The sequence below is a fragment of the Pseudomonas sp. 008 genome (genome assembly GCF_016861935.1).
Taxonomy (GTDB): Bacteria; Pseudomonadota; Gammaproteobacteria; order Pseudomonadales; family Pseudomonadaceae; genus Aquipseudomonas.
Genome location: NZ_BOMA01000002.1, coordinates 15,123 through 40,857, shown reverse-complemented (window position 1 = coordinate 40,857; position 25,735 = coordinate 15,123). Strand labels below are relative to the sequence as shown.

At 61.2% G+C, this 25,735-nt stretch carries 24 protein-coding genes and 1 pseudogene; 11 read left to right on the top strand and 14 right to left on the bottom strand.

Going from position 1 to position 25,735, the window contains the following annotated elements:
* Positions 1-2: 2 nt before the first annotated feature.
* From JUI81_RS04855 to cpaB, 3 genes are all read right to left on the bottom strand, one after another.
* Positions 3-1,283 (bottom strand): CpaF family protein, encoded by a 1,281-nt coding sequence (locus tag JUI81_RS04855; RefSeq protein WP_204123873.1) that lies wholly within the window; start codon positions 1,281-1,283, stop codon positions 3-5.
* Positions 1,280-2,485: a pilus assembly protein gene (locus JUI81_RS04850; RefSeq protein ID WP_204123872.1), complete on the bottom strand. Its 1,206-nt coding sequence runs from the start codon at positions 2,483-2,485 to the stop codon at positions 1,280-1,282. The genes JUI81_RS04855 and JUI81_RS04850 overlap by 4 nt, the downstream gene beginning before the upstream one ends.
* An 86-nt stretch (positions 2,486-2,571) precedes the next feature.
* The gene (gene cpaB / locus JUI81_RS04845) at positions 2,572-3,504 is read right to left on the bottom strand and encodes a Flp pilus assembly protein CpaB (protein WP_019582291.1); all 933 of its coding nucleotides are present in this window, start codon (positions 3,502-3,504) and stop codon (positions 2,572-2,574) included.
* 326 nt (positions 3,505-3,830) lie between these two features.
* Between cpaB and JUI81_RS04840 the strand changes: the two genes are divergently transcribed.
* Both JUI81_RS04840 and JUI81_RS04835 read left to right on the top strand, forming a co-directional pair.
* Positions 3,831-4,028, top strand: coding sequence for a Flp family type IVb pilin (locus tag JUI81_RS04840; protein WP_019582292.1), 198 nt, complete (start codon positions 3,831-3,833; stop codon positions 4,026-4,028).
* Between the two features lie 85 nt (positions 4,029-4,113).
* Positions 4,114-4,524, top strand: coding sequence for a response regulator (locus JUI81_RS04835; protein ID WP_019582293.1), 411 nt, complete (start codon positions 4,114-4,116; stop codon positions 4,522-4,524).
* A 41-nt stretch (positions 4,525-4,565) separates the two neighbouring features.
* On the opposite strand, the gene JUI81_RS04830 is transcribed toward JUI81_RS04835, so the two are convergent.
* Entirely contained in the window at positions 4,566-5,420 is an 855-nt protein-coding gene (locus JUI81_RS04830; RefSeq protein WP_019582294.1) for a MaoC/PaaZ C-terminal domain-containing protein, read from the bottom strand.
* 2 nt (positions 5,421-5,422) lie between these two features.
* Positions 5,423-6,775 carry a 3-oxoacyl-ACP reductase gene (locus tag JUI81_RS04825; protein WP_018928393.1) on the bottom strand — a complete coding sequence of 451 codons (1,353 nt, stop codon included), beginning with the start codon at positions 6,773-6,775 and terminating at the stop codon, positions 5,423-5,425.
* 192 nt (positions 6,776-6,967) lie between these two features.
* On the opposite strand from JUI81_RS04825, the gene JUI81_RS04820 reads away from it, so the two are divergent.
* Complete coding sequence (locus JUI81_RS04820; protein ID WP_204123871.1) at positions 6,968-8,245, top strand: acetyl-CoA C-acetyltransferase; 1,278 nt, start codon at positions 6,968-6,970, stop codon at positions 8,243-8,245.
* On the opposite strand, the gene JUI81_RS04815 is transcribed toward JUI81_RS04820, so the two are convergent.
* Positions 8,246-9,274 carry a bile acid:sodium symporter family protein gene (locus JUI81_RS04815; RefSeq protein ID WP_239077661.1) on the bottom strand — a complete coding sequence of 343 codons (1,029 nt, stop codon included), beginning with the start codon at positions 9,272-9,274 and terminating at the stop codon, positions 8,246-8,248.
* 84 nt (positions 9,275-9,358) lie between these two features.
* On the opposite strand from JUI81_RS04815, the gene JUI81_RS04810 reads away from it, so the two are divergent.
* The gene (locus tag JUI81_RS04810) at positions 9,359-10,150 is read left to right on the top strand and encodes a helix-turn-helix transcriptional regulator (RefSeq protein ID WP_018928390.1); all 792 of its coding nucleotides are present in this window, start codon (positions 9,359-9,361) and stop codon (positions 10,148-10,150) included.
* 63 nt (positions 10,151-10,213) lie between these two features.
* On the opposite strand, the gene JUI81_RS32140 is transcribed toward JUI81_RS04810, so the two are convergent.
* Positions 10,214-10,942 carry a methyl-accepting chemotaxis protein gene (locus JUI81_RS32140; RefSeq protein WP_370694720.1) on the bottom strand — a complete coding sequence of 243 codons (729 nt, stop codon included), beginning with the start codon at positions 10,940-10,942 and terminating at the stop codon, positions 10,214-10,216.
* A gap of 129 nt (positions 10,943-11,071) precedes the next feature.
* Positions 11,072-12,160: pseudogene (locus tag JUI81_RS32135) on the bottom strand (cache domain-containing protein); the annotation flags it as partial.
* A gap of 444 nt (positions 12,161-12,604) precedes the next feature.
* On the opposite strand from JUI81_RS32135, the gene JUI81_RS04800 reads away from it, so the two are divergent.
* Together JUI81_RS04800 and JUI81_RS04795 are read left to right on the top strand one after the other, a co-directional pair.
* A complete protein-coding gene (locus JUI81_RS04800; RefSeq protein WP_018928388.1) occupies positions 12,605-13,498 on the top strand; it encodes a PA4780 family RIO1-like protein kinase in 894 nt (297 codons plus the stop codon).
* 72 nt (positions 13,499-13,570) lie between these two features.
* Positions 13,571-14,788: an MFS transporter gene (locus tag JUI81_RS04795; RefSeq protein ID WP_204123869.1), complete on the top strand. Its 1,218-nt coding sequence runs from the start codon at positions 13,571-13,573 to the stop codon at positions 14,786-14,788.
* Here JUI81_RS04795 and cueR read toward each other — a convergent pair.
* The 3 genes from cueR to JUI81_RS04780 form a co-directional block, all read right to left on the bottom strand.
* Complete coding sequence (gene cueR, locus JUI81_RS04790) at positions 14,742-15,155, bottom strand: Cu(I)-responsive transcriptional regulator (protein ID WP_007940146.1); 414 nt, start codon at positions 15,153-15,155, stop codon at positions 14,742-14,744. The genes JUI81_RS04795 and cueR overlap by 47 nt on opposite strands.
* Positions 15,152-17,545 (bottom strand): heavy metal translocating P-type ATPase, encoded by a 2,394-nt coding sequence (locus JUI81_RS04785; protein ID WP_204123868.1) that lies wholly within the window; start codon positions 17,543-17,545, stop codon positions 15,152-15,154. Before JUI81_RS04785 ends, cueR begins: the two co-directional genes overlap by 4 nt.
* A 94-nt stretch (positions 17,546-17,639) precedes the next feature.
* Entirely contained in the window at positions 17,640-18,023 is a 384-nt protein-coding gene (locus JUI81_RS04780) for a hypothetical protein (RefSeq protein ID WP_018928385.1), read from the bottom strand.
* Positions 18,024-18,184: 161 nt separating this feature from the next.
* Between JUI81_RS04780 and JUI81_RS04775 the strand changes: the two genes are divergently transcribed.
* Positions 18,185-18,382, top strand: a complete 198-nt coding sequence (locus JUI81_RS04775; protein WP_204123867.1) for a heavy-metal-associated domain-containing protein — start codon at positions 18,185-18,187, stop codon at positions 18,380-18,382.
* Positions 18,383-18,506: 124 nt separating this feature from the next.
* A complete protein-coding gene (locus JUI81_RS04770; protein ID WP_019582302.1) occupies positions 18,507-19,703 on the top strand; it encodes a multidrug effflux MFS transporter in 1,197 nt (398 codons plus the stop codon).
* Between the two features lie 8 nt (positions 19,704-19,711).
* Here the strand turns inward: JUI81_RS04770 and JUI81_RS04765 are convergent, their stop codons facing one another.
* Both JUI81_RS04765 and JUI81_RS04760 read right to left on the bottom strand, forming a co-directional pair.
* On the bottom strand, positions 19,712-19,882 hold the full coding sequence (locus tag JUI81_RS04765; RefSeq protein ID WP_018928382.1) for a hypothetical protein: 171 nt from the start codon (positions 19,880-19,882) through the stop codon (positions 19,712-19,714).
* Positions 19,883-20,045: 163 nt separating this feature from the next.
* Complete coding sequence (locus tag JUI81_RS04760) at positions 20,046-21,059, bottom strand: zinc-binding alcohol dehydrogenase family protein (protein WP_204123866.1); 1,014 nt, start codon at positions 21,057-21,059, stop codon at positions 20,046-20,048.
* 119 nt (positions 21,060-21,178) lie between these two features.
* Between JUI81_RS04760 and JUI81_RS04755 the strand changes: the two genes are divergently transcribed.
* The 3 genes from JUI81_RS04755 (at position 21,179) to JUI81_RS04745 (ending at position 24,678) form a co-directional block, all read left to right on the top strand.
* Positions 21,179-22,108, top strand: a complete 930-nt coding sequence (locus JUI81_RS04755; protein WP_019651868.1) for a LysR family transcriptional regulator — start codon at positions 21,179-21,181, stop codon at positions 22,106-22,108.
* Between the two features lie 316 nt (positions 22,109-22,424).
* Positions 22,425-23,159 carry a helix-turn-helix transcriptional regulator gene (locus JUI81_RS04750; RefSeq protein ID WP_028940370.1) on the top strand — a complete coding sequence of 245 codons (735 nt, stop codon included), beginning with the start codon at positions 22,425-22,427 and terminating at the stop codon, positions 23,157-23,159.
* Positions 23,160-23,295: 136 nt separating this feature from the next.
* A complete protein-coding gene (locus tag JUI81_RS04745) occupies positions 23,296-24,678 on the top strand; it encodes an MFS transporter (RefSeq protein WP_028940369.1) in 1,383 nt (460 codons plus the stop codon).
* Positions 24,679-24,733: 55 nt separating this feature from the next.
* Here the strand turns inward: JUI81_RS04745 and JUI81_RS04740 are convergent, their stop codons facing one another.
* Positions 24,734-25,687, bottom strand: a complete 954-nt coding sequence (locus JUI81_RS04740) for an adenosine deaminase (protein ID WP_019582307.1) — start codon at positions 25,685-25,687, stop codon at positions 24,734-24,736.
* Positions 25,688-25,735 lie beyond the last annotated feature (48 nt).

Genomic DNA, 25,735 nt, shown 5'->3' with positions numbered 1-25,735 from the left:
CCTCAATATGCCAAGGGAGAGAGTGCCGACTCGCGACGCAGTTTGTCGCCGGCGGGGTTGGCTGCCTCGCGCAGAAAACCGCGGCCGGTGTGTCGGTCGAAGCGGAACAGGGTGTTGGTCACGTAGACGTCGTCACGAATACCGACGACCTCCACCACTTCGCTGATGCAGCGGCGGCCATCGGGCAGGCGTGTCAGTTGGATCACTACATCCAGCGCCGCGCAAATCATTTGCCGCAGGGTGCGTTCGGCGATGAGCCGCCCGGTCAGGCCCACCAGCGTCTCCAGGCGCAACAGCGCATCCTGGGCGTTGTTGGCGTGCACGGTGCTCATGGAGCCGTCGTGCCCGGTGTTCATGGCGGTGAGCACGTCGACCACTTCGACGCCGCGAATCTCGCCGAGGATGATCCTGTCCGGGCGCATCCGCAGCGCATTGCGAATCAGGTCGCTGGCCTTCACTTCGCCGTGGCCTTCGGCATTCGGCGGCCGGGTTTCCAGGCGCACCACGTGAGGATGGCCGAGTTGCAGCTCGGCGACGTCTTCGATGGTGACCAGCCGTTCGTGAGGGGCGATCAATTGGCTGAGAATGTTCAGCAGTGTGGTCTTGCCGGTGCCGGTACCGCCGCTGACCAGGATGTTGCAACGCTTGCCCACGGCCTCCTGAATGAACTCGAAGATCGCCTGGTCGATGGTTTGCATCGCCATCAGGTCGGTGCTTTTGAGCATGTCCTTGCGGAACTTCCGAATCGACAGGCATGGGCCGTCGAGGGCAATCGGTGGAATGATCGCGTTGACCCGACTGCCATCGGGCAGGCGTGCATCGACCATCGGCGAAGACTCATCGAGCCGTCGGCCGAGGGGCGCGAGAATTCGTTGCATGACTCGTTCGACGTGGTGGTCGTCGATGAACCGCAGGTCACTGAGGTGCAACACTCCCTCACGTTCGACGAACACCCGGTGCGGGCCGTTGACCAATATCTCGGTCACCGCCGAGTCGCGCAACAGCACTTCCAGCGGACCGAAACCGGTGAGTTCGTCGACGATTTCTTCCGCCAGCCGTTCCATCTCGTAGCGGGAAATCGCCAGGTGCAGACGGGCGATGTACTCGGCGACTTTGTCGGTGACAAACTGCGACAGCATGGGCCGCGACCCTTCCAGCAGGTTTTTTCCGGACTCTTCGATGGCGTCGATGATGTAGCGGTGCAGCACCAGTTTCAGGCCTTCGTGGTCGGTATTGCCGGTCGGCCCGTGCGAAGGCGCGCCGAAGAGTTTTTCCCCGCTCATTGCACGCCCCTCAACCGGTTGAACCAGCCGGCCTTGGGCTTATCCGGGCTTTCGGAGCGTTTGGCCAGCTGCTCGCCGAGGGCGCGCAGGCTTTGGGTCAGGCCCTCGCGCGGGGCCAGCTCGAACAGGCTCAGCCCTTGATTCTTGGCGTTGAGCCGCACTTCCGGGCTGTAGGCAAACACCGCGATCACCTCCATGCCGAAAGTTTTGCCCAAAGTGTCGGAGTCCGGCGCGACGCTGCGCAGGTAGCGGTCCACCAGCAATCTGGCGTGGTCGAGCTTCAGGCCTTTTTCGCGCCAGCGGCTGAGCACCTCAAGGTTGCGTCGGCAGTCGAGCACGTTTTGATCGGTGTACCACAGCAACTTGTCGCAATGGCTGACGAAGGTGCGCAATGCTTCACTGTCCGACTGGCCGGTGAGGTTCACCACGATGTGCTGGAAATGTTGGCGCAAGGCACTGAGCAGCATGTACAGCTCGGCGGCGCTGGTCTGTTCGAGCGGTTCATCGTTGCTGGCGTAGGCGAGGATTCGCAGCCCGGCGTCGCAGGTGGTGAAGGCGCTGTCGATCAGCGTTGCGTCGAGGCGCCTGAGGTGACGCAATGCATCGCCGAAATGAAACGAACTCTCCAACCCCAGCAAGGCCAGGCTGTCGCCACGGGGCAGCCCCAGATCCAGCAACAGCGTTTGCTGGCCGCTCTTTTGCACCACGTGCGCCAGGTGGTTGGCGAGCAACGCGCCGTCGCCATTGCTCTGCGCGCCGTAAAGTACGGTCAGGCCACCTTGTGAAACCTGTTGGGTGTTCGGCGCCACGGTCGGCAGGCGTTTACTCAGGCGTCGCACCAGGCCGGCGACTTCACTGGACCGCGAGCCGTAAGAGACAAAATCCCGCGCTCCGGCGCGCATGGCATTGAGCACCAGTTGGTTGTCCATGCCATCGCCCAGGGCCACGATCGCCAGCATCGGTTTGGCTTCCAGGGCTCCCTCGATCAACGCGCTCTGGGCCACCACATGCTCATGGTCCAGGCCCACGAACACCAGGCTGGCGAAGGTCACGTCCACCAGCGTCAGGAGCTCGTCGAGGTTGCCGCCACCGGCGCTGATCACCCGGCCCAAAGGGGCGAGCGCCCCTTGCAGCCACTCCAAGTCGGTGCTGTTGCGTGTGATCGCGAGGAAGGTCTGGCTCAGGTTCTGGCTTTGGCTCATTGCGATAATCCGCCGTGTTTATCGACGTGGCCGTTTTCGCGGAAGTGCGGCGTGAAACATCTGCGCATGGAGAGTCCTCGCTCGATTCAGGGCGTTTGTTGGGTGACGGCATTGCCGCGAATGACTTCCACGCTCGGCTTGCGCGGTGCTGCGCCTCTGGGGGTGGGGGATTGTGGAGTGCCGGCCAGGGCCAGTTGACTGAACTGCACCAGCTCGCGGTTGGCGTTGGCCAGGCTCGCCGATGAGTCACCACGGCCGGCCCAGTATTGGCTCAGGCGTTGTTCCTCGGCGCTGCGCACAGCCAGACGCAAAACCCCGACCTGTGCCGCGAGCATCAGGCGGCTCAAGAGGGATTCAGGGACGGCAAGCAACACGGTGCGGGCGCTGGAACGCAGTTGTTCCTGCTTGAGTTTCTCTTCATGGCTGAGTGCCGGGTTGGCAGGCTTGCCATCGTTCGTCAGCCCCAACTGCTCGCCGACCCCGAGTACGCGCAACGCCGGGACCACGACCTGGGCCGACTGCTGGAGGTTGTTGGTGTCCATACGCAGAAACAGCAGGACGTCGACATAGTCGCCGGGGCTCAATTGGCCGCCGACATTGATCACATCATCCGCCGCCACGGCGAGGGCGCGTTCATCGGCGCGGATCATCCGCGCCAGCGTACCGCCGGCTTCGAAACTCTGATCATTGAGCCAGCTGCCGGCGGTGAGCGCGTGCCAGGGTGTACGGCCAATGGCTTGATCGAGACGGGTCAGGCTGCCGACGGGGGCAGTACGCAGTTTTTCCAGGGTCACGTCGGCGGCGGTGATCTGCTCGAACGGTGCGATATCACGCAGCAGCACCACCACCGGTTGGCGGGTCGGGTCATCCACCGAGACCTGTATCGAGGGCGTTGATGTGCCGATTTGCGCGACAGGCTCGGGGGCCGGTTGGCGACTCAGCGCCAGCCCCCAGTAACCGGCAATGATGGCGCCTGCCAGGAACAGCCCGGCCAGGCCAAGGGTGACGCGGCTGTTCATGAAGGCTTTCTCCCTTTCCTGCGCGTAACGCCCCCAAGAACTCTAACGAGATGACTTCGCAATCAGGCAGTCAAGAGCGTGGGACTGTTTCGCTATTTGACGGTAGCGCAGGCAAAGCAAAATGCCATCACAGGGCGATAAATATCTGACAAAAGTAACGGGCTGATGCCCAAAGTACTGTTTTGTGACGTTAATCAACCGGTTACTGCTTAAGTATTAATGCGTTCTTACAGTTGTTGGGCATGGGTTTGCCGACAATGCTGATGCTGGCATAGGGGCATCATGTTGCGGTCGTGCAACATCCGCTGTCATTCAGGAGACATGTCATGTTCTTCACTAAGACGGTTCAGAAGATCAAATCCCACATCGCTTTTTACAAAGACCTTGCCAAAGACACCGAAGGCGCTTCGGGCATCGAGTACGCGATCATTGCAGGCATGGTGGCACTCGCGCTTGCGGCGTTTGTGACACCCATCTCCACGAGGGTCTCCGCAATGTTTCTCACGCTTCAAAACGCGCTTTGATTTGAAGGCTGGCAATGGGCAGTCATTTGCCAATCCCGTAAAGGGCCTCTAACGTCAAGGCTCAGTCCATTGCAGGTGTTACCCCATGAACGCTCCAGCCCTCCCTCGGCAACAGCTTCTTCTGGTCGATGATGAGGAGGATGCGTTACTGGAACTGGCGGAGTTGCTGGAGGGCGAGGGCTTTACGTGTTTTACGGCAACGTCGGTCAAGCTCGCCCTACATCATTTGACTCGCCATCCTGATATTGCGCTGGTGATTACTGATCTGCGGATGCCGGAGGAAAGCGGCATCTCGTTGATCAAGCGTCTGCGTGAGCACACGGCTCGTCAGCATTTGCCGGTGATTGTGACGTCGGGGCATGCGGATATGGAGGATGTGAGTGACATGTTGCGCTTGCAGGTGCTGGATCTGTTTCGCAAGCCGATCTATCACGTGCGGTTGTTGGAGACGTTGAACAATTTGTTTCCGCAGCCTCGGGGTTTGATGAGTTCCTGAGTGTACTGTGGCGAGGGGGCAAGCCCCCTCACCACAATCCATCAGGCAACCGGCCGCCACTGCCCCACCATATGCTCGATCTCCCCGGCCCCCATCAACTGGAAATCTCCACTGGACCCCGCCGCGCTGGACATCAGCGTCACCTCGCTGGGCAAACGCACCGGTTTTCTGAACTGCACCGCAATCTCGACGTTGGCCGTCGGTAGATGATCGCTCAGGGCTGCCAGGGTGCGCGCCTTGTTCCACAGGCCATGGGCGATGGCGCTGGGGAAACCGAAGAGTCTGGCGCTGATCGCGCTCAGGTGAATCGGGTTGTAGTCTCCAGACACTTTGGCGTATCGGCGACCAATGTCCGCCGGTGCTTTCCAGTGGGCCACTTCGGTCAGCGCCAGCGTCGATGCAAACGCTTGCTCGACAGGCTCGCCTGCCAGTTTGACCCCGCGACAGAGCATCTGGCTTTCAGCTTCCCACAGCAGCCCCAATTGGTCGTCGAGCGTCGTCACTAATTCGAAGGTCGCGCCCTTGGCATGGGGTTGCAGGTTCTGCACCTTCACGCTGACCCGCACGCGACTCACGCCGCCCATGGGGCGCATGACTCGAATGCGATTGCTCAAGTGAATCAGCCCCAGCAGCGGGAAGGGAAACGCCTTGGCGGTGAGCAGTTGCATCTGCAAGGCAAACGCCAGGATGTGTGGATACGTCGGTGGCAGCAGCCCGTTGTCGGCGAAACCACACACTTTGCGATAAGCCTCCAGGCGTTTCGGATCGACGTTGACCCAACAGTGATAACCCAGCTCAGGCAGTGCGGTGCCAGTGATTTTGCGTCGCGTCGCCGCTCTCAAATACAGCGTCTGCAGGCCCGGTTCGCTATTGAGTGTGTGCCAGTCGGTGGTCATGGTCAGGCTCCCAACACGCTTTGCCCGCACACGCGCAGTGCTTGCCCGGTAAACGCTCCGGTGCCTGGTTGTGCCATCCAGGCCACGGCTTCGGCGACGTCTTGCGGCAGGCCGCCTTGGCCCAACGAACTCAAGCGCCGCCCGGCTTCGCGTACGCCGAAGGGCAGATGCGCGGTCATCTGGGTTTCGATAAACCCTGGTGCCACCGCGTTGATGCTGATGCCGCGCCCTGCCAGCAGTGGCGCCCAGGCCTGGGCCAGGCCAATCAGCCCGGCCTTGCTCGCGGCGTAATTGGTTTGCCCGCGATTGCCGGCGATGCCGCTGATGGACGCCAACAGGATCACTCGGCCGTCGTCGCGCAGGGTGCCGCTGTCGAGCAGCGCCTTGGTCAGCACTTGCGGCGCGTTGAGGTTGACCGCCAGCACCGCGTCCCAGAATTCCGGGGTCATGTTGGCCAGGGTTTTATCCCGGGTGATGCCCGCGTTGTGCACCACGATGTCGACGCCGTCGGGCAAGTGTTCGATCAGTTGCGTGGCGGCGTTTTCGGCGCAGATGTCCAGGGTGATGCTGCGCCCGCCGAGGCGCGCGGCCAGGGCGTCGAGGTCGGTTTTGGCCGGCGCCACGTCGAGCAGGATCACTTCGGCACCGTCCCGGGCCAGGGTTTCGGCGATCGAGGCGCCAATCCCCCGGGCTGCCCCGGTTACCAGTGCCTTGCGCCCTGACAAGGGGCGTGTCCAGTCCATCACCTGCGTCGCACACGCCTTCAAACGTATGACTTGTCCGGAAATGAACGCACTTTTGGGCGAGAGGAAAAACCGCAACGGGCCTTCGAGTTGATCTTCGGCCCCTTCGCCGACATAGATCAGCTGCAAGGTGCCGCCGTTGCGCAGTTCCTTGGCCAGCGAACGGCTGAACCCTTCCAGGGCCCGTTGGGTGCTGGCGGCGAACGGGTCGCTCAAGGTCTCCGGCGCGCGACCGAGAATCACCAGGTGCGCATGGTGATCGAGGTTTTTCATCAGTGGCTGGAAGAACTCGCGCAGCTGTTTCAGCTGATCGACCTGCACCAGGTCACTGGCGTCGAACACCACGGCTTTGAGTTTCTGGCCGTGGCCGGGAATCCACGCGGTGGCCAGGGTCGGGTCGGTGCCGTAGCTGTAAATCGTGTCGGTCAAGCGGTTGGCGAGGGTGCTGATTTTTTCCGTCAGCGGGCCACCGCCTATCAACAGCGCCCCCTCGACAGGCCGCAATCGGCCTGCTTGCCAGCGTTCCAGCCGTACCGGCGACGGCAGACCCAGGGCACCGACCACACGATGGCCGATGGACGAATTGGCGAAGTCGATATAGCGGTCAGACATGAATCACGCTCCAGAAGCCGGGGTTAAAAGTGTGGACCAGGAATGGCAATTAGTCGTTCGATCCACGAGATAAGGCCTACGCTTGAACATTGCAGGTTGGTTTGAGCTTGGGTTTAGCAGGTCTTTCAGGAATTGCAGCCCGCTCCCACAGGGATGTGTGTTCACCATTGACTATCAGAAGGAGCTTTTTTCATGACTCAGCTGCGCCGCGTCGCGATTATCGGCGGTAACCGTATTCCTTTTGCCCGGTCCAACGGGCCGTACGCCACTGCCAGTAACCAGGCGATGTTCACCGCAGCGCTGGAAGGCTTGATCGAGCGCTATAACCTGCACGGTGTGCGCATGGGCGAAGTGGCGGCCGGGGCCTTGCTCAAGTATTTGCGCGACTACGGCCTGACCCGCGAATGCGTATTGGGCTCGCGGTTGTCGCCGACGACGCCGGCCTACGACATCCAGCAGGCCTGCGGTACGGGGCTGGAGGCGACGTTGTTGGTGGCGAACAAAATCGCCCTGGGGCAGATTGAATGCGGCATTGCCGGCGGTGTCGACACGGCCTCGGACGTACCGATCGGCGTCAACGAAGACTTGCGCAAGATTCTCTTGCAAGCCAACCGTGCCAAAAGCACCGCTGACAAACTGAAGACCTTCCTGCAATTGCGTCCCCGACACCTGATCCCGGACTTTCCAAGTATCGGCGAGCCGCGCACCGGCCGGTCGATGGGCGAACACTGTGAATTGATGGCCCAGACCTGGGGCATCCCGCGTGACGAGCAGGATCGGCTGACCCTCGAAAGCCATCAGAAACTGGCGGCGTCCTACGCCGAAGGCTGGCACAACGATCTGATGACGCCGTTCCTCGGCCTGCCCCGGGACAACAACCTGCGCCCGGAGCTGACCCTGGAAAAACTCGCCTCACTGAAACCGGCCTTCGAGAAAAGTGCCAAGGGCACCCTGACCGCGGGCAACTCCACGCCACTCACCGATGGTGCATCGGTGGTGCTGTTGGGCAGCGAGGAATGGGCGAAGGAGCGCGGTTTGCCGGTGCTTGCCTATTGGCGCGATGGCGAGGCGGCGGCGGTGGATTTCGTCAACGGTGCCGAAGGGCTGCTGATGGCGCCGGTGTATGCGGTGCCGCGATTGCTGGCGCGCAACGGCCTGACCTTGCAGGATTTCGATTACTACGAAATCCACGAAGCGTTTGCCGCGCAGGTGCTGTGCACGTTGAAGGCCTGGGAAGATCCGGAGTACTGCAAAACCCGTCTCGGCCTCGACGCGCCGCTGGGTTCCATCGACCGCAGTCGCCTCAACGTCAAAGGCAGTTCACTGGCCGTCGGGCATCCGTTTGCCGCCACCGGTGCGCGCATCGTCGCCAACCTGGCGAAGCTGCTGGACGCGGCGGGCAAGGGCCGAGGGTTGATCTCGATCTGCGCCGCCGGCGGTCAGGGCGTGACGGCGATTATCGAGCGCTGATTATTGAGGGCTAAGCACTGCCGCGTTTTGCTGCGCGGCCAGTTGCCGGTTGCGGTTGGCGTAACCCTCGGCCATCACCGAGCACACGATCAGCTGCAACGGGTGGTAGATCATGATCGGCAGCAGGATCAACCCAAGGCCGGGGTTGGCGCCGAAGATCAGCGCCGCCATCGGTGCCCCGGCCGCCAGGGATTTTTTGCTGGCGCAGAACACCGCGGCGATCTCATCGGCGGGGCTGAACTTCAGCGCGTGGGCGGTGCGGGTGGTCATCCACAGAATGATCGCCAGCAGAATCGCACTGCCGATCAACGCCATGAGAATCACGCTGTTGCCCTGTTGCTGCCACATCCCCGAGACCATCGAGTTGCAGAACGCCGAGTACACCAGCAGCAGGATCACCAGTTTGTCGGCGATGTTGGTGTAGCGCTTGTACCGGGCGAAAATTTTTCCCAGCAACGGCCGCAATAATTGCCCAAGCACCAGCGGCAACAACAGCATCGCGCACAGATCGAGCAGGGTTGAACCCAGGTCGATGCCGCCAGCGCCGCTGCCGACCACGAAACTCACCAGCAACGGTGTCAGGAAAATCCCCAGCACACTGGACAGGCTCGCGTTGAGAATCGCCGCCGGTACGTTGCCGCCCGCGCTGCCGGTCAGGGCCACGGACGAAGAGATGGTCGAGGGCAGGGCGCAGAGGTAGAGGAAACCGAGCATCAGCAACGATGGAATGTGTGAGCCCAGCAGTGTGTCGCTCAGCAGCCAGATCAACGGAAACACCGCAAAGGTGAAGGCTTGGACCATCACGTGCAGCTTCCAGTTTTTCAGCCCGTGGCGGATCTGCTCGCTGGAGAGGTTGACCCCGTGCAGGAAGAACACCAGGAACACGCCGATGTTGATCACCCACTCGGCATGCATCCCGCCGCCGGTGGCGCCGAAGGTCGGGAAGAAATACGCCAGCAGCGTGGCGATCAGCATGCCGCACAAGAACCAGTCGGTGACCACGCGTTTGAGGTGTTTGAAGGCATGCATAACCGGCACCGAATCCATTTGTAAGAATTGATGACTTAGCCTAACGTCGGCCCTATCAGCCGTCTTGCGACATAAGGCCAATCAATGCCGACTAACGGACAACTTACCCTCGAGCGGACCATCCCGGCGCTGACGGTGTTGCCGCGTCCGTTGTATGCGCGGGCGGAAAGCCTGAACGCCGGTTCGTGGACGCCGCCTCATCGTCATGATTGGGTGCAGTTTTCCTACGCCATCAGCGGCGTTCTCGGCGTGCACACCGCCGAAGGCAGTTTCTTTGCGCCGCCGCAGTGGGGCATCTGGATTCCGGCGGATCTCGAGCATCAGGTCGTGACCTCGATGCGTGCCGAAATGCGCAGCCTGTATGTGCGCCGCGAGGACTGCCAATGGGCGGACGGGCGTTGCCGGGTACTGGAAGTCACGCCTTTGGCGCGGGAGCTGATCAAGCGCTTTTGCCAGTTGCCGGTGGAGTATCCACAGGGCGACAGTCAGGAGGCGCGATTGGTGGGCGTGCTGCTCGATCAGTTGGCGAGTCTGCCGGAGGTGGGGTTTTCCTTGCCGCTGCCCCGGCATGAGCGACTGCTGGGTTTGTGCAACGAACTGATCGAAAGTCCTGAGTGCACGGTGACCTTGCAGGAATGGGCCGAGCGTTTGGGCATGTCGGAGAAAACCCTGATGCGGCTGTTTCAGCGCGAGACCGGGTTGAGCTTCCGCAGTTGGCGGCAGCGCATGCGGCTGCTGTCGTCGTTGAGTTTGCTGGAGGAGGGGGACAGCGTGACCAATGCCGCGCTGTCTTGCGGGTATGACTCGACGTCGGCGTTTATTGCGGCGTTCAAGGGGTTGTTCGGGTTTACCCCTGGTGAGTTGTTCAAACAGTAATTGTGGCGAGGGAGCAAGCTCCCTCGCCACAGGTATCTATTTCGACCAGTTGGATCAGTGACTTCAGGTTCTGAAGCGGCGAACCAACCCGTCCAGCTCATTCGACAACCCTGCCAGGCTCTGAGAGTCCAGCCGCGCCGAGTTTGCCAATTCCGCCACCAACTGCGCATCGCCATGAATCTGGCTGATATGCCGATTGATGTCCTCGGCCACCTGATGCTGTTCCTCAGCCGCCGTAGCGATTTGAGTGTTCATGTCACGAATCACATCCACCGACTCACGGATCTGCCCGAAGCTGCTGCGCGCTTCACCGATGCGGGTCACCGATTGCTGAGACACCTCCAGGCTTGCATGCATCTGCTGTGTCACCTGACTGGTGCGCTTGGCCAGGTTGCCCAGCAGGCCGTCGATTTCCGCCGTGGAGTCGGCAGTTCGTTTGGCCAGGGCGCGAACTTCATCCGCCACCACCGCAAAGCCACGACCCTGTTCACCGGCCCGGGCTGCTTCGATGGCAGCGTTCAGGGCCAGCAGGTTGGTCTGTTCGGCGATGGAACGGATGGTCCCGAGGATCGACTGAATGTCGTTGCTGTCGCGCTCAAGCTGTTGCATCGATTGCGCCGACTGTTCGATTTCCTGGCTCAAGCGATCGACACTGCTCACCGCGGCATCGATCTGCTGCTGGCCTTCACGGGCCTGGCGCTGACCGCTGTCGGCCGACTCGGCGGCCTGGCTGCAAGAGCGCGCGACTTCGTTGGCGGTGGCGACCATTTCGTGGAACGCCGTGGACACCATGTCCACCGCTTCACGCTGACGCCCGGCGGCTTCGGCCATGTCGCTGGACACTTGGGTCGAACTCTTGGAGGTGGCGAGGATCTTGGTCGCGGCGCCGCCGATGCTTTGAATCAGGTTGCGGATCGCCGCCAGAAACTGGTTGAACCAGTTGGCCAGTTGCGCGGTTTCATCGCTGCCACGGATGTGCAGGTTCTTGGTCAGGTCGCCTTCGCCCTGGGCGATGCCTTCCAGACCGCTGGCCACGCTGCGGATCGGCCGCACGATCAGGCTGGCGAAACTGGCGCCGACGATGGCGAAGAACACCGCCAGTACTGCTGCGATGATCGCGATCAGCCAGGTCAGTTGAGTGGCCGAGCTCATCACGTCGGTCTGCTTGATCAGGCCGATAAAGGTCCAGCCCAGTTGCTCCGACGGCCAGATGTTGGCCATGTAGCGCTCGCCATTGAGCTCAACCTCAACCAGCCCTTTGCCAGCCTTGCCGAGTTGCGCGTAGCCGTCGCCGAGGCTGCTCAGGGCTTTGAAGTTGTGTTCCGGCTGCTTGGGATCGACCAGTATGGTGCCGGTGTTTTCCACCAGCATCAGGTAGCCGGTTTCACCGAGTTTGATCTGTTTGACGATTTCAGTGAGCTGCTTGAGCGTCACGTCGATGCTGACCACGCCGCCATTGCTGCCCAGTTTGTTATCGATGGTGCGCACGGTGCTGACGTAGGTCGCGTCATCCTGAGCCCAGTAATAGGCCTCGGTGCGAAGCGGCTTGCCCGGCTTGGCCTGGGCCGCCTTGTACCAAGGGCGCTGGCGCGGGTCGTAATTGCTCAGCTTCGCATCGTCCGGCCAGGACACGTAACCGCCCGCCGCCGTCCCGAGAATCGCATAGGCGTAGGCCGGATGGCTGTTGCCCAGATCCTGGAGGAGGGCGAAGACCTTCTTGTCCATTTCGCCTTGGGGAATGCTCTCGGCGTTGGCGCTCATGTAGGTTTTGAGGCTGTCGTCGGAGTTCTTGATCAGCGGTTGGGTCGCCAGGTACTCAACGTTCTGGCTGATGCCATCAAAGAACAGTTGCATGGCATTGCTGACCTGACGAATCTCGCGGCCACTGCCGTCGACAAAATTGTCCTTGGCGTCGCTGCGCAAGTTCAGCACGACGAGGGTGGCGACCAGCACCACGGGCAAGCAGGCGATGATTGCAAACGCCCAGGTCAACTTCTGTTTGATGTTCATCCGCGCTCCAGTTTTTCTTGTAGGCCCACGCAGTGCTGATGACTCGCGGATTATTGGCAGCCGAAAACGTTTGATATGTCCCGATCCTTGAGCGCGCCTTCTTGATTGTTGTTGAGGCGATTGTCAGACAATTCCTTTTCTCTCTAATGACTTCGGCTGAAGCGCGGGGAAATTGAGGTCTTTTGAGAAAAATCCTGCGAACGCCAGGGATCGAGGTTAGATTCTGTCGCAAATACCTTGGCACTCCGTCGTCAACAAGTGGTTCTCGCTCAGCTATGATCCTGGGCGGTCGATGAGTTTTGCCTGATTAATCCGGCACATTGTGTGCATCTTGATGTTCATGGGAACGTTCATAGGTCGGCAACCCCTCCCCCGAATGAGAGGATTGCCGTATAACGAATGACTTTCGCGTGTTTGGTAATAAAGGACCCACAATAAAAGCTGATGAAGACTCCAAAACGCATTGAACCCCTGATCGAGGACGGTCTGGTCGACGAGGTGCTGCGCCCACTCATGAGTGGTAAAGAAGCAGCTGTTTATGTGGTGCGCTGCGGCAACGAGCTGCGTTGTGCCAAGGTCTACAAGGAGGCGAACAAACGCAGTTTTCGTCAGGCGGCCGAGTATCAGGAAGGCCGCAAGGTGCGCAACAGCCGGCAGGCTCGCGCAATGGCCAAGGGCTCCAAGTTTGGCCGCAAGGAAACCGAAGACGCCTGGCAGAACGCCGAAGTGGCGGCGCTGTTCCGCCTGGCCAGTGCCGGGGTGCGGGTGCCCAAGCCGTATGACTTCCTCGAAGGCGTGCTGCTGATGGAACTGGTGGCTGACGAGTACGGCGATGCCGCGCCTCGCCTGAACGATGTGGTGCTGGAGCCGGACCAGGCACGCGAGTATCACGCTTACCTGATTTCGCAAATCGTGCTGATGTTGTGTACCGGTCTGGTGCACGGTGACCTGTCCGAGTTCAACGTGCTGCTGACGCCGACCGGCCCGGTCATCATCGACCTGCCGCAAGCAGTGGATGCGGCGGGCAACAACCACGCGTTCAGCATGCTGGAGCGGGACGTGGGCAACATGGCGTCGTACTTCGGTCGTTTTGCACCGGAGTTGAAACGCACCAAGTATGCCAAGGAAATGTGGGCGTTGTACGAAGCCGGCACCTTGCACCCGGCCAGCGTGTTGACCGGCGAGTTCGACGAGCCGGAAGAACTGGCGGACGTCGGCGGGATCATGCGCGAGATCGAGGCGGCTCGTCTCGACGAAGAGCGTCGCCAAGCGATTCGGGCGGCGGACGATGCGCCACCAAGCAAAGCCGAAGAACCGCCTCCGCCGTGGATGCAGTGATCGGTTGACCCAAAACCCGGCTTTGGCCGGGTTTTTTACACCAGCAATGCCCCGCACACTCAAGGACTGAATGTGAACTCCATCCGCAATGCTCAGTTGATCGTCGCCGCCCGGCTGATTTCGGACTTCGGCGCTTTCCTCAACATGGTCGCCCTGGCTACCTACGTCTACCTGCTCAGCAATAGCGCCATGAGCGTCGGCATCTTCCTCGCCAGCCGTGTCGCCGGGGGGATCCTGGCCAGCCTGATCGGTACCCGGTTCTATCGCCGCTGGGCCGGGCGCCTGCCGCTGATTGCCTTCGATCTGCTGCGTGCCGGTTTGCTGGGGCTGCTGCTGGTGCTGCCGGTCAGCCAACAAGCGTTGCTATTGCCGCTGATCGCGTTTGGCCTGGGGTTTGGTAATTCGATGTTCGCCATCGGCCTCAACAGCCAATTGCCGCACCTGATCGAAGAGGCGCAATTACTCAAGACCAACGCCTGGATAACCTCAGCGTCCTCTGCGGCGATGGTCAGCGGGAGTCTGGTGGCTGGGTTGTTGGTGGCGGGATTTGGCTTTGAAACGGTATTTGCATTGAACGTGGTCACGTACCTGCTGGCGGCGCTGTTGATTGTGCCACTGCGGTTTTGCGGACCGGCCCCCAGCTGTGATGAACCTCTTCACAAACAGGGCGAATGGCAGGCCTTGCGCCAGGGTTTGCGCACGGCGCCGGTACTGGCGGCGATGCTGGCCGTCGCCATGGCCGACACCTTGGGCAGCGCCGCGCACAACGTCGGTCTTCCGATCATTTCAAAACTGCTCACACCCGAGTCGGCCAGCACCACCCTGGGCCTGATGCTGGCGGTGTGGGCCTGCGGCAAGTTCATCGGTGCGCGAATCGCCAGTCGCCTGAAAGGCACGGACAACGCGCACCTTGAGCGGCGATTTTTCTTTGGCGTGTTGCTGATGTCCTGCGGCTTCATCCTGACGTTTCAGCAGCAGACCCTGTACGGTTTGCTGCTGTTTTCGTTGCCCGCCGGGATAGGCGACGGTTTTTCGGAGGTCGGCCTGATGTCGCGCCTGCAACGTGAACCGGACAGCCTGCGCCTGCCGATTTTCAGTTTTCTGACGCTGCTGCAAATGACCGGGTTCGGTGTCGGCATGTTGATCGCCGCGCCGTTCTATTCCTGGTGGACACCCGGCGCGGTGGTGCTGTTGTTCCACGGCATTCCCCTCACCCTATTGCTGGTGGTGAAGGGGTTGGCGCTCAAGAGTGAGCGGGTTCGACGCAACAACCCGAGGCCAGCTCCTTGAGAATCGGGCAGTCCGGGCGGTGGTCGCCGTGGCAGTGTTCTACGAGGTCTTGCAGGGTGTCGCGCAACTGACCAAGTTCGCGAATCTTCTGGTTCAGCTCGTCGATGTGCTGACGGGCCAAGGCCTTCACATCGGCACTGGCGCGCTGGCGATCCTGCCAGAGGGTCAGTAGTTTGCCGACTTCTTCCAGTGAAAAACCCAAGTCCCGAGAGCGCTTGATGAACGCCAGGGTGTGCAGGTCGTCGTCGCCATAGACGCGGTAGCCACTGTCGGTGCGATGGGCCGCCTTGAGCAGGCCGATGGACTCGTAATAACGGATCATCTTCGCGCTCAGACCGCTCTGGCGGGCCGCTTGGCCAATGTTCATCGGTTGTCCTCCAGGTCTTTGGGCTTCCAGGTTTTCAACAGTAATGCATTGCTGACCACGCTGACGCTCGACAGCGCCATGGCCGCGCCGGCCAGCACCGGGTTGAGGAAGCCGAATGCCGCCAGTGGCAGGCCGATCAGGTTATAGACGAAGGCCCAGAACAGGTTCTGGCGAATTTTCGCGTAGGTCTTGCGACTGATCTCCAGCGCCGCCGGAACCAGCCGTGGGTCACCGCGCATCAGAGTGATGCCGGCAGCGTGCATGGCGACATCCGTGCCGCCGCCCATGGCGATGCCGATGTCAGCAGCAGCCAGGGCCGGGGCGTCGTTGATGCCGTCGCCGACCATCGCCACCACGCCGGTTTTTTTCAGGGCGGCGACGGTGGCGGCTTTGTCCGCCGGGAGTACTTCGGCGTGAACATCCTTGATGCCCAGCGCTTGGGCGACGACTTTGGCGCTGCCGCGGTTATCGCCGGTCAGCAGGTGGCTGCTGATATTGCGGGCGCTTAGGCGTTGCACCGCTTGCAGGGCGCCGGGCTTGAGCGTGTCACCGAAGGCGAACAGGCCCAGCACCCGAGGTTCGGGGCTTTGCTCGATCAACCAGGACAGCGTCCGGCCTTCGGTTTCCCAAGCGCTTGCGGAGTCGGCCAATGGCCCGGCATTCAAGCCACTTTCTTCCAGCAAGCGCCGGTTGCCCAGGGCCAATCGCCGACCATCGAGGCTGCCGGCAATGCCGCGCCCGGTCAGCGATTGACTGTCGCTGACATCGGCCACGGTCAAGCCACGTTCGGCGCAGGCATCCAGCACCGCCTTGGCCAGCGGGTGCTCACTGCCGCGTTGCAGCGCGCCGGCCATTTGCAGCAAGGCGGCTTCGTCACCCTCAATGGCACTCAAATGCGCGATGCGCGGCGTGCCCGAGGTCAGTGTGCCGGTCTTGTCGAACACCACGGCGCTGACTTCGTGGGCGCGTTCCAGGGCTTCGGCGTCCTTGATCAGAATTCCGTGGTGCGCCGCCACACCGGTGCCTGCCATGATTGCCGTCGGTGTGGCCAACCCAAGCGCACAAGGACAGGCGATCACCAACACCGCGACGGCGTTGATCAATGCAGTTTCCAGCGGCGCGCCATACAGCCACCAACCAACCAGGGTCGCCAGTGCAATCAGCAGCACCACGGGCACGAACACCTGGCTGACTTTATCCACCAGTTTCTGGATCGGCGCTTTCGCCGCCTGCGCGTCTTCGACCAGGCGGATGATCCGCGCCAGCACGGTTTCCGCGCCGAGCGCCAAGGTCCGCACCAGCAGCCGACCTTCACCGTTGATCGCACCGCCGGTGACCTTGTCGCCCGGTTGTTTTGGCACCGGCAGGCTTTCGCCGCTGATCAACGCTTCATCGGCGTGGCTCTGGCCTTCCACCACTTCGCCATCCACTGGGAAGCGCTCGCCGGGTTTGACCATGACCAGATCGTTGAGGCGCAAGGCACTGATCGCAACCTCCTGCTCGCGGCCGTCGATCACTTGGATGGCTCGCTCTGGACGCAAGGCTTCGAGGGCGCGGATGGCGCTGGCGGTCTGGCGCTTGGCGCGGCTTTCCAGGTATTTGCCCAGCAACACCAAGGCAATCACTACCGCCGAGGCTTCGAAATACAGGTGCGGCATGCGACCGGCAGCGGTGGTCCACTCGTAAACGCTCAAGCCGTAGCCAGCGCTGGTGCCCAGAGCCACCAGCAAGTCCATGTTGCCGGCACCGGCGCGCACGGCTTTCCACGCAGCGACATAGAAGCGGGCGCCGAAGACGAATTGCACCGGCGTTGCCAGCGCGAACTGCACCCACGCCGGGAGCATCCAGTGCACACCGAAAGGTTGCAGCAGCATCGGCAGCACCAGCGGCAAGGCGAGGGCGATGGCCGCCAGCAAGGCCCAGCGTTCGCGCTGCAGGCGTTGTTGTTGATTATCGGTTTGCGGGTGTTCGACTTCCCAGACGCGGGCGGAATAACCGGCCTTGGTCACGGCGCCGATCAAGGTTTGCGGATCGACCTGGCCGAGCAGCTCAAGGTGCGCCCGTTCGTTGGCCAGGTTGACGCTGACACTTTTCACCCCCGGCACCTTGGCCAGCGCCCGTTCGACGCGGCCGACGCAAGACGCACAGGTCATGCCGTCGATGCTCAATTCGAGGGTCTGCTGCGGCACGCTGTAACCAGCCCGCTGCACGGCGTCCATCAAGGCTGGCAGGCTGTCACTGGGCGCTTGCACCCGGGCCTGTTCGGTGGCCAGGTTGACGCTGACGGCCGTGGCGCCGATGACTTTGCTCAAGGCACGCTCGACACGCCCGGCGCAACTGGCGCAGGTCATGCCGGCAATCGGCAGATCGAAAGTGGTGGATTCGGACATCGGTCACGCTCCCTGTAGAAATTGCCTACAGGATCAACCTTGCCATGCTGGCAAGGTCAAGTGCCATGTCTCAGATCAAAAGATCGCAGCCGACTCAGTATTCCAAAGCCGCAGGCTTGAGGTACATCCCTTCCTGCGTCATCGCAATCCGGAACTTCAACACATCCCCAGCCTTGAGTTTGATGTCCTGCGACCCCGGCGCGAGCATGCCCGGGTTGCAGCCCGGCGCCTGACCCGGCAGCAGTTTGAGGCGCAGGGACACATTGCCCGGCGGCAGGTTGAACGAGGTGCTCTGTTCCTGGAACAGCCGCCCGGCCAACTGATCCTGGATGTACACGCCGATCTCGCAGGAAGTCGACACTTCCAGGCGCTCGCGGGAAATGATCAGCACGCCGTAGTCCTCCCCGGCGGCTTGAACCGAAGGTGTCGCGGCAAAGAGGCTGAGGAAGCCAAACAGGCTGAGAGCTGACCAGCGCATGGCTGAATCTCCTGATGTCGAGTCATAGATGGACGCAGCTTGGCCGAGCGCGACGCCGATTGCCAGCCCGGCAGCTTGATTCAGAACTTGACCTTGCCATGGTGGCAAGCTCGAGACTGCGCGCAACCCTCATATAAGGGCTTCATTAAAGGAGACGTCCCATGCAAGTGTTCAACGTTGAAGGCATGTCCTGCGGTCACTGCGTCAAGGCTATCACTGAGGCGCTGCAAGCCAAGGATCCGGCAGCCAGCGTACGCATCGATCTGGCGGCAAAAGAAGTCGGCGTAGAAAGTGTGCTGACAGCCGATCAGGTAATCGCCGCCATCACTGAAGAGGGTTACGGGGTAAAACTGGTCTGAGCTATTTTTAATAGAGCTATTTTTAATAGTTAGCGACCTAACGGAATGTTCAAGGCGTCCACGTCCGGCTAGACTGTCAGCCTGCCGATCCATGGCTAACCTGTCTGCCCAACCTGGACGCCTGATGAACCTGCGCACAATCCTGATTCTCGGCGCCTTGAGCGCTTTCGGTCCCCTGGCGATCGATTTCTACCTGCCGGCCTTCCCGGCGATGGCGCTCGCTTTCGGTACCGACGAAAAACACGTTCAACTGACCCTGGCGGCCTATTTCCTCGGGCTGTCCATCGGCCAACTGGCGTACGGCCCGGTGGCGGATCGCTTTGGGCGACGGCTTCCCTTGCTGACCGGTGTCGGTTTATTCACTGTGGCCTCATTGGCCTGTGCTTACGCGCCGAGTCTTGAGTGGCTGATCGGCGCCCGCTTTGTCCAGGCGCTGGGTGGTTGCGCGGGCATGGTGATCGCCCGGGCAGTGGTCAGCGATAAATGCGATGCGGTGGGTTCGGCGAAGGTCTTTTCGCAGTTGATGCTGGTGATGGGCCTGGCGCCGATTCTTGCGCCGATGCTGGGCGGGTTGTTGGTCAACACGACGGGTTGGCAGTCGATCTTTCTCGTGCTGACCGGTTTCAGTGCGCTGGCCGGGTTGGCGGTGGCCCTCGGGCTACCGGAAAGTCTACCGGCCCATGTGCCGCGCCAACCGTTGTCGGGCGCTCTACGCCAGTATGGTCGGTTGCTGGCGGACCCGATATTCCTCGGTCATGCCCTGACCGGTGGTGTCGCCATCGCCGGGATGTTTGCCTACATCGCGGGCTCGCCGTTCGTCTTCATCAAACTCTATGGTGTGCCGGCCGAGCATTTCGGCTGGCTGTTCGGGATCAACGCGGCGGGGTTCATCCTGGTGGCCCAGGTCAATGCCCGGTTGCTGGCGAGACGCGGTCCGGCCTTCTTGCTGGCGCGCACTGTCTGGCTCTACCTGGCGGGCGGCCTGGCCCTGTTGGCGGTCAGCTCGCTGCACCCTGCGCACTTGTGGCCGTTGCTGATTCCGCTTTTTGTCTGCATCGCCAGCCTGGGTTGTATCGTGCCCAACGCCTCGGCCTGCGCGATGAGCGGCCAGGGTGCACGGGCGGGCAGTGCCTCGGCGATGCTCGGTTGCCTGCAATTCAGTGTCGCCGCCGGGGCCGCGGCGCTGGTGGGTGTTTTGCACGATGGCAGTGCCATGCCGATGGCCATGGTCATCAGCCTGTGCGCAATTGTGGTGGTGAGCGTGGCGATGCTCACCCGGCGTTTGCAGAATGCCCGGGCGTTGGAACAAGCCCAGGCCTGAGGACGGACTCAGCCAGCAGTGCGCTGCTGACGGCCGGGAATCTGATGGGGCGCGAGCAAGCGCGCTTCAAGCGTTTTAGTGAAGGCCAGGGCTTCGGCTTCACTACGGAACGTCACAGCGTGTTGATCCAGGCGAACCTGCCAGCGGGATGTTGCCAATTCTTTTATCAGGATCTTCATTGCTGAGTTCCTCTTGTGAAAGACGTCTCGCAAAAGACATCACGTAAAAGATTGTTCGCAGAGTTTTCGATTGTAGACCTGAATACGATCGCAATTGTGACAACGATCAACTCTCTGACTGACGGCAAAAGATCGCTGGCGCAGCGATCTTTTGATCTTCGGGTCAGAACCCTTCAAGCACAATCTTGCCCTTGGACTTGCCGCTTTCCAGCCGTTCATGGGCGCGACGCAGGTTGGCGGCGTTGATGGTTCCGAAGTGCTCACCGACCGTGGTTTTCAGTGTGCCGGCATCGATCAGCCCGGCGACGCGGTTGAGCAGTTTGTGCTGCTCGATCATGTCGGCGGTTTCGAACAGCGAGCGGGTGTACATGAACTCCCAATGCAGCGACAGGCTCTTGCGTTTGAGCTTGGTCACGTCCAGTGCCTTCGGATCATCAATCAGCGCCAGTTTGCCTTGTGGTGCCAATGCCTCCACCAATTGATCCAGGTGTTGGTCAGTCTGGGTCAGGCTGGCAACGTGGGTCACATGCTCGAACCCGGCACGTTTGAGTGCTTCACTCAGCGGCTGACTGTGATCTATCACCTGATTGGCACCCAGGTCACGCACCCAACTCTGGGTTTGGGCACGGGACGCGGTGCCGATGACTTTCAACCCGGTGAGCTGGCTGGCCAATTGCGTGAGGATTGAACCAACGCCCCCGGCGGCACCGACGATCAGCAGGCTCTGACCCTCATCGGTTTTGCCTTCGCGTATTTGCAGGCGTTCGAACAACAGTTCCCACGCGGTGATGGCGGTCAGCGGCAGGGCGGCGGCTTCGGCGAAACCAAGGGTCTTCGGCATATGGCCGACGATGCGCTCATCCACCACATGAAGCTCGCTGTTGCCGCCGGCACGGACGATGGAGCCGGCGTAGAACACCTTGTCGCCGGCCTTGAACAAGGTCACTTCGCTGCCAACAGCCTTGACCACACCCGCCACGTCCCAGCCCAGCACTTTGGCCGCGCCAGCTTCAGGCTGCACGTTCTGGCGAATCTTGGTGTCCACCGGGTTGACCGAAATGGCTTTGACCTCCACCAACAGGTCGCGCGGGCCGGCGACCGGTTCTGGCAGTTCGATATCTTGCAGGGATTTTTCGTCGCTGATCGGCAGGGAGGCGTAGTAGGCAATGGCTTTCATAGTGGGGTCCTGGGAGAGAGATGATTTCGATGGCACAGATGATTGGTTATTTCTCTGCAAGATAAAACCCGCTAAAAGAGCAGTCTCTTTCAATATTTTTTTGATAATCGGGGCTAAAGATGTTGCGTTTCGATGACTTGCAGTTGTTCGTTCGGGCGGCGGACCTGGGCAGTCTGTCGGCGGCGGCACGGGGGATGGATATGTCGGCGGCGGTGGCCAGCGCGGCGTTGAAGCGCATCGAACAACAACTTGGCGCACGCTTGCTCACCCGTTCTACCCGCAGCCTGCGCCTGACGGCCGAAGGCGAGGGCTTTCTGGAATACGCCCGGGCTGCCTTGAGCAACCTCGATGAAGGTCGCCGCTTGCTGGCCAGTGGGCAGGATCAGGTCAGTGGGATTTTGCAGCTGTCGGCGCCTTCGGATTTCGGGCGCAACCTGCTGTTGCCATGGCTCGACGAGTTTCAGCGCGAGCATCCGAAACTCACCGTACGGTTGCTGCTGGGCGACCGCATCGCCGACCTGTTCCGCCAACCGGTGGACATCGCTCTGCGTTACGGCGAGCCGGAAGACTCGAGCCTGGTGGCGTTGCCCATCGCCCCGCAGAACCGTCGCGTGCTGTGTGCTGCGCCGAGTTATCTGGCCCGACATGGCGAACCACGGCAGCTGGAGCAATTGGCGCAGCACAATTGCCTGCTGTTTATGCTCGGTAGCCGGGTCCACGATCACTGGAGTTTTCATGACGGCAAACGCGAGGTGAGCCTGACCGTCAGCGGCGATCGCTTCAGTGACGATGCCGATGTGGTGCGGCTGTGGGCCGTGGCGGGAGCGGGGATTGCGTATAAGTCCTGGCTCGATGTCGCCACCGATGTGCTCGCCGGTCGCTTGAAAGTGCTGATGCCTGAATTGCTGTGTGAGCGCGCACCGCTGAATTTACTGTGCGCCCATCGCGCACAATTGAGTAAGCCGGTGAACCTTTTGCGGGAAATGCTTGCCAGCCGATGCGCTCGGATAAGCAGTCAATTTCCGACGATATCGGGTGTCGATCATTAGTCGCAGGCAAATAGCGAAATTTCTGTCAGGAACTATCACCACCAATGGATTCCCGAGGGCAGGAACCGGCGGTTAACCCGCTTATACTAGCGCCCGCCTCATGTACGCGCCGTCGATCTCGCAATGGCGAGTCCACGTTCGAGTCGGTCAGACCCTACGGTCGTCACCGGACCTTCGCTGCACCCGCGAAGCAATGGCCTGGGTGAGTGGGTGGCTTTGCCCGGCTTATGGCGGTTTTCGCGTCTTGGCCGAAGACACATTACTGGTCAAGATGTCTCTGAGCAGTAGACGAAACGATTCAACAGGGAGTGAATACATGGAACATGCACCTTGCATCAGCCAGATTGCCACGTTGCTGGCTGACCCAAAGCGCAGCGCAATGATGTGGGCCTTGATGGACGGCACGGCACGGCACACTGAGGAGCTGGCGTTGCTGGCGGGCCTGTCGCCGTCTTCGGCCAGTGCGCATCTGGGGCGCTTGTCCACCGGCGGTCTGTTGAAAGTCGAAACCCGTGGGCGCAAACGGTTTTTCCGGCTTGCCGCGCCCGAAGTCGGCGCCGCGATAGAAGCCTTGGCCAGCGCTACCCTGGCCAGTGCGCCTCGGGATATTCCAGAGGTGTTCAAACGCACGAGTCCTATCGCCAAACCTCAGGCGGCGCCTTCGTCACTGCTACGGGCCAGGCTTTGTGACGACCATCTGGGCGGCACCCTGGCCGCCGATCTTTACCAGCGTCTGCTGGATGCCGGCTGGATCGAGCAACTCGATCAGCGGGTCATGATCACTCACAAGGGTTCCACGCAATTGGCAGCACGCGGTGTGTTCATCCAGGCGCTGGCCCATCGCAACGGCAGAGTCGCCTGCGCATGCCCGGACTGGAGCGAAAGACGCCCGCACATGGGTGGTTCCTTGGGGGCGGCCTTGTTGCAACTGTTCATGCAGTCCGGCTGGTTGAGCCTGCCCAGTGATTCTCGAGCCTTGCAGATCACGGCCACGGGGCAACGTGAAATCCATCGTTTCGCCAAGGAAACCGAGCTGGAAATGGCGCTTTAGAGCCATTGGGGGGCGATGTCCGGGATTCTTGGCTTCAGGCGTCGTTCAGAGCTGTGGGCAGGTCGTATCCAGCAATAACCCCCAGTCGCTATCGCGCACACTCGATCCGGGGACTTTCGGATTGGGGGAATGTGGCATGGAAACACGAAGCTTCAGCGCGGCGGAACGACTGGAACGGCTACCCATCAGTGGTTATCACCGCATCATTTTCATCATCATTGCCTTGGCGTTTTTCTTCGACTCCATGGACCTGGCGATGATGACCTTCCTGCTCGGCTCGATCAAAACCGAGTTCGGCCTGAGTACGGCGCAGGCCGGGTTGCTGGCCAGTTCGAGTTTCTTCGGCATGGTGGTGGGCGCCTCGCTGTCCGGCATGCTGGCCGACCGCTTCGGGCGCAAACCGGTGTTCCAGTGGAGCATTGTGTTGTGGGGCATTGCCAGCTACCTGTGTTCGACGGCGCAGAACGTCGAAATGCTGACGTTGTTCCGAATCCTCTTGGGGATCGGCATGGGCATGGAGTTTCCAATTGCGCAGTCGATGCTGTCGGAGCTGATTCCGGCCAAGCGGCGTGGGCGTTACATCGCATTGATGGACGGCTTTTGGCCGCTCGGTTTCGTCGCGGCCGGGGTGCTGTCGTACTTCCTGTTGCCGGTGATTGGCTGGCGCGACATCTTTCTGGTGTTGGCGGTGCCGGCGGTGTTCGTCCTGGCGATTCGTTTTTTCATACCCGAGTCACCGCGATGGCTGGAACAGGCCGGGCATCATGATGCAGCGGACACGGTTTTACACCGCATCGAAGAACGGGTTCGGGCTTCATTGGGCCGTTCGGATCTGCCTGAGCCGATTCGCCTGCCACGGGTGGCGAGTCAACCGGGCAACTTCTTCTCCGCGCTGCGGGAAATCTGGTCGGTGCAGTATCGCCGGCGCACGATGATGATCTGGAGCGTGTGGTTCTTTGCCTTGCTGGGTTTCTATGGCTTGACGTCCTGGCTCAGTGCGCTGCTGCAACAGTCGGGTTTCGCCGTGACCCAGTCGGTGTATTACACAGTGCTGATTTCCCTCGGCGGGATTCCCGGGTTCCTCATGGCCGCCTGGCTGGTGGAGCGTTGGGGGCGCAAACCGGTGTGCGTCGTGACCTTGCTCGGCGGCGGCGTGATGGCGTTTCTTTATGGTCAGAGCGCGGTGTTCGGCGGCAACGTCAGCCTGTTGATCACCTCGGGACTGCTGATGCAGTTCTTCCTGTTCGGCATGTGGGCGGTGCTCTACACCTACACCCCTGAGTTGTACCCGACGTCGGCACGGGCCACGGGCTCGGGGTTCGCTTCGGCCATCGGCCGCGTGGGTTCGCTGCTCGGGCCAATGGTGACCGGGCTGGTGTTCCCGATGACGGGGCAGGGCGGGGTGTTTGCGCTGGGGGCGATGTGCTTTGCGATTGCGGCGGCAGTGGTGTGGATCTTCGGGATGGAAACCCGGGGCAAGACATTGGAAGAATTGAGCGAGCCGGTAATCATCAATTAATCACCGAACCTGTGGGAGCGGGCTGGCCCGCTCCCACAGGTTTATCGGCTGACCTTTAAGGTTTCACCAACCGCGCATCCAGGCTGTTCTGCGCCAGACGCTTGGCCTGATCCTGGGTCATGCCCAGATCGGTGTACAGCGCGTGGAAGTTCTCGGTGACATAGCCACCGAAGTACGCCGGGTCATCGGAGTTCACCGTGACCTTCACGCCGCGTTCGAGCATGTCGAGGATGTTGTGCTGGGACATGTGATCGAACACGCAAAGCTTGGTGTTCGACAACGGGCACACCGTCAGCGGGATCTGCTCATCGATGATCCGCTGCATCAAGCGCTCGTCTTCGATGGCGCGCACGCCGTGGTCGATGCGCTGGATTTTCAGCAGGTCGAGGGCTTCCCAGATGTACTCGGGTGGGCCTTCTTCACCGGCGTGGGCCACGGTCAGGAAGCCTTCGTGGCGGGCACGGTCAAATACGCGCTGGAACTTGCTCGGCGGGTGGCCCATCTCCGAACTGTCCAGGCCCACGGCTACGAACGCATCACGGAACGGCAGCGCTTGGTCGAGGGTTTTCTGCGCTTCGTCTTCGCTCAAGTGGCGCAGGAAGCTGAGGATCAAACCGCTGGTGATCCCCAGTTGCTGCTCGCCATCTTTCAATGCGGCGGCGATGCCGTTGAGCACCACTTCGAACGGGATGCCACGGTCGGTGTGGGTTTGCGGGTCGAAGAACGGTTCGGTGTGAATCACGTTCTGTTCCTTGCAGCGCAACAGGTAGGCCCAGGTCAGGTCGTAGAAATCCTGGGAGGTGCGCAGCACATCGGCGCCCTGGTAATACAGGTCGAGAAACTCTTGCAGGTTGTTGAAGGCGTAGGCCTTGCGCAGGGTGTCGACGTCGCTCCACGGCAGGGCGATCTTGTTGCGTTCGGCCAGGGCGAACAGCAGCTCAGGCTCCAGCGAACCTTCCAGATGCAAGTGCAATTCTGCCTTGGGCAGAGCGTTCAGCCAGTCGTACATTTTTGAAATCTCATCAAGTGCAATGAGGGCATTCTACAGATGCCCGCC

Bases quoted from the DNA above. Each gene is read 5' to 3' on its own strand.
- JUI81_RS04855 (WP_204123873.1), bottom strand. From the start codon at position 1,283: ATGAGCGGGGAAAAACTCTTCGGCGCGCCTTCGCACGGGCCGACCGGC.
- JUI81_RS04850 (WP_204123872.1), bottom strand. From the start codon at position 2,485: ATGAGCCAAAGCCAGAACCTGAGCCAGACCTTCCTCGCGATCACACGC.
- cpaB (WP_019582291.1), bottom strand. From the start codon at position 3,504: ATGAACAGCCGCGTCACCCTTGGCCTGGCCGGGCTGTTCCTGGCAGGC.
- JUI81_RS04840 (WP_019582292.1), top strand. From the start codon at position 3,831: ATGTTCTTCACTAAGACGGTTCAGAAGATCAAATCCCACATCGCTTTT.
- JUI81_RS04835 (WP_019582293.1), top strand. From the start codon at position 4,114: ATGAACGCTCCAGCCCTCCCTCGGCAACAGCTTCTTCTGGTCGATGAT.
- JUI81_RS04830 (WP_019582294.1), bottom strand. From the start codon at position 5,420: ATGACCACCGACTGGCACACACTCAATAGCGAACCGGGCCTGCAGACG.
- JUI81_RS04825 (WP_018928393.1), bottom strand. From the start codon at position 6,775: ATGTCTGACCGCTATATCGACTTCGCCAATTCGTCCATCGGCCATCGT.
- JUI81_RS04820 (WP_204123871.1), top strand. From the start codon at position 6,968: ATGACTCAGCTGCGCCGCGTCGCGATTATCGGCGGTAACCGTATTCCT.
- JUI81_RS04815 (WP_239077661.1), bottom strand. From the start codon at position 9,274: ATGCATGCCTTCAAACACCTCAAACGCGTGGTCACCGACTGGTTCTTG.
- JUI81_RS04810 (WP_018928390.1), top strand. From the start codon at position 9,359: ATGCCGACTAACGGACAACTTACCCTCGAGCGGACCATCCCGGCGCTG.
- JUI81_RS32140 (WP_370694720.1), bottom strand. From the start codon at position 10,942: ATGGTGTCCACGGCGTTCCACGAAATGGTCGCCACCGCCAACGAAGTC.
- JUI81_RS04800 (WP_018928388.1), top strand. From the start codon at position 12,605: ATGAAGACTCCAAAACGCATTGAACCCCTGATCGAGGACGGTCTGGTC.
- cueR (WP_007940146.1), bottom strand. From the start codon at position 15,155: ATGAACATTGGCCAAGCGGCCCGCCAGAGCGGTCTGAGCGCGAAGATG.
- JUI81_RS04785 (WP_204123868.1), bottom strand. From the start codon at position 17,545: ATGTCCGAATCCACCACTTTCGATCTGCCGATTGCCGGCATGACCTGC.
- JUI81_RS04780 (WP_018928385.1), bottom strand. From the start codon at position 18,023: ATGCGCTGGTCAGCTCTCAGCCTGTTTGGCTTCCTCAGCCTCTTTGCC.
- JUI81_RS04775 (WP_204123867.1), top strand. From the start codon at position 18,185: ATGCAAGTGTTCAACGTTGAAGGCATGTCCTGCGGTCACTGCGTCAAG.
- JUI81_RS04770 (WP_019582302.1), top strand. From the start codon at position 18,507: ATGAACCTGCGCACAATCCTGATTCTCGGCGCCTTGAGCGCTTTCGGT.
- JUI81_RS04765 (WP_018928382.1), bottom strand. From the start codon at position 19,882: ATGAAGATCCTGATAAAAGAATTGGCAACATCCCGCTGGCAGGTTCGC.
- JUI81_RS04760 (WP_204123866.1), bottom strand. From the start codon at position 21,059: ATGAAAGCCATTGCCTACTACGCCTCCCTGCCGATCAGCGACGAAAAA.
- JUI81_RS04755 (WP_019651868.1), top strand. From the start codon at position 21,179: ATGTTGCGTTTCGATGACTTGCAGTTGTTCGTTCGGGCGGCGGACCTG.
- JUI81_RS04750 (WP_028940370.1), top strand. From the start codon at position 22,425: ATGGAACATGCACCTTGCATCAGCCAGATTGCCACGTTGCTGGCTGAC.
- JUI81_RS04745 (WP_028940369.1), top strand. From the start codon at position 23,296: ATGGAAACACGAAGCTTCAGCGCGGCGGAACGACTGGAACGGCTACCC.
- JUI81_RS04740 (WP_019582307.1), bottom strand. From the start codon at position 25,687: ATGTACGACTGGCTGAACGCTCTGCCCAAGGCAGAATTGCACTTGCAT.